The sequence below is a fragment of the Clostridium sp. genome, from assembly GCF_016650095.1.
GTDB lineage: Bacteria > Bacillota > Clostridia > Clostridiales > Clostridiaceae > Clostridium_AD.
In genome coordinates this window covers 1-2,046 of sequence record NZ_JAENWL010000442.1, presented here as the reverse complement: position 1 = coordinate 2,046, position 2,046 = coordinate 1, and the positions used below count along the sequence as shown (strand labels likewise).

Here is a 2,046-nt window from a genome sequence, read left to right as displayed (position 1 = left end):
TTAATACACAGGAGGAGTAAGAATACATGGTAATTTTAGGCACAATTCATTATGTATATATCATAATCATTCTAATAATAATTGTAATAATTACACTTAAAAAAGATGTGATTCTTCCATGTATTTTAGGTATAGGAATAATAGGGTTTATCTTTACCGGGGATATTCTAGCATCCGTGCAGATTATATATAAAGCAATAGTAGTATCAGGGAAAGAATTTATTGAAGTAGTTGTAGTTATCGCGTTAGTTAATTCGATGTCTAGCGCATTAACTGACATAGGTGCAGATGAACTAATTGTAAAACCTATGAAGAAATTAATGATAAACAAAACTATGTCTTTTTTTGTACTAGGTATTACTATGACAATTACTTCATGGTTTATTTGGCCAACTCCTGCAGTTGTTTTTGTAGGCGCTTTAATGGTACCTGCAGCTATAAAAGCTGGATTGCCGCCCGTGTGGGCTGCTGTAGTTTTATGTTTATTTGGTAATGGAGTTGCTCTATCAAGCGATTTTGTTCTTCAAGCCGCACCATCAATAACTGCGAAGACTGCAAATTTAGTGAGTCCTCTCGGAATTATTCAAGAAAGTATTCCCTTTTGGGGCGTAATGAGTATAGTTACTATTACTATAGCATTTATACTTATGAGAAAAGATAAAACTGCAGAAGTTAGAATTTCCACAACAATAAATGAAACTAAAGAATTAATTAAACCTAAGTCAAAAGCAACAAAAGTAATGGCAATAGCCACTCCTTTAGCGTTTATAACAGATATCATATTCATAAATAAATTCAAATTAATAGGCTCAGAATCTACAGCTTTAATAGGTGGAACAGCAGCATTAATAATGATAATTACATCTATAGTTCATACTGACATCAAAACATCGCTGGGAGAAGTTACCAAATACATTAAAAGTGGATTTGCATTTGGAATTAGCATATTTGCACCAATTATAATAATCGGTGCTTTCTTTTTTCTAGGAAGTGAAGGCACCGCAATTGATATATTGGGTAATGGAGCCACTGGGATTTTAAGTGATATAGGAATATATGCAGCCAATAATATACCATTATCAAAATATTCTGTAATAGGCATTCAAACAGCCGTAAGTACTCTTCTTGGACTTAGTGGCTCAGGTTTTGCAGGGCTTCCCATAGTTGGGACTTTAGCTAGCACTTTTTCAACCGCTATTAATATAGACAAAGAAAAGATCGCTGCGTTTGGTCAAATCATAACCATATGGATAGGTGGTGGAACCATAATTCCTTGGAGTGTGGTTGCTGCTGCCGGGATATGTAAAGTTGAACCATTTGACGTAGCTAGAAAAAATATTATCCCTGTTACTTGTGGAATAGTTGCTACAGTAATATTGGCCATTATAATATTATAGTGTTTAGGCATCTTCAAAAAAAGACTAGCAAACTGACTAGTTATTTTTTTAAGGATGCCTTATACTTAATAGCGACAGATGTTTTAATTTACGGTAATTAATATAGCATCACAGATGGTGATGATTTAAGGAGAGTAAAACAAATGAATATTCAATGTTTTGGAACTAAAAAGTGTTTTGATACACAAAAAACTGAACGATTTTTTAAAGAAAGAAATATAAAATATCAATTCGTAGATTTAAATATTAAAGGACTAAGTAAGGGTGAACTACAAAGTGTAAAAAGTTCTGTAGGGTTAAATAATTTAATAAATACAAAAATAAAGGATTATAAAAAATTGAATTTAGACCAAATTAGAGGAGAAGAGACTAAGGAGGATATTTTATTGAAAAACCCACAACTTTTTAAGACTCCAATAGTACGTAACGGAAAACAAGCTACTGTGGGCTATGTACCAGAGATATGGACTGAGTGGGAGTAGTAAGGATATGAAATAGATAATTAATCTTATTTCAAATACTTTGACAGTCTAGGAATTAATTGTTTAGCGAGCGTTATAGCTAGTACTGCTTTTATAATATCACCAGGTATAAATGGTATGCAAGCGTATTTAAGAGCTGAATAAAAATTTATACTTTTTCCTAAATA

The 2,046-nt window shown here is 32.3% G+C and carries 3 protein-coding genes; 2 read left to right on the top strand and 1 reads right to left on the bottom strand.

All coding sequences use genetic code 11. From position 1 onward, the window contains the following. Positions 1 to 26 precede the first annotated feature (26 nt). On the top strand, positions 27 to 1,397 hold the full coding sequence (locus JJE11_RS17635) for a hypothetical protein (RefSeq protein ID WP_291637995.1): 1,371 nt from the start codon (positions 27 to 29) through the stop codon (positions 1,395 to 1,397). Between the two features lie 143 nt (positions 1,398 to 1,540). Then, entirely contained in the window at positions 1,541 to 1,879 is a 339-nt protein-coding gene (locus tag JJE11_RS17630; protein ID WP_291637993.1) for an arsenate reductase family protein, read from the top strand. Between the two features lie 26 nt (positions 1,880 to 1,905). On the opposite strand, the gene JJE11_RS17845 is transcribed toward JJE11_RS17630, so the two are convergent. After that, positions 1,906 to 2,031: a biotin transporter BioY gene (locus tag JJE11_RS17845; protein WP_366927967.1), complete on the bottom strand. Its 126-nt coding sequence runs from the start codon at positions 2,029 to 2,031 to the stop codon at positions 1,906 to 1,908. Positions 2,032 to 2,046 lie beyond the last annotated feature (15 nt).

Coding starts and splice junctions, on each gene's coding strand:
- JJE11_RS17635 (WP_291637995.1), top strand. CDS start 27: ATGGTAATTTTAGGCACAATTCATTATGTATATATCATAATCATTCTA.
- JJE11_RS17630 (WP_291637993.1), top strand. CDS start 1,541: ATGAATATTCAATGTTTTGGAACTAAAAAGTGTTTTGATACACAAAAA.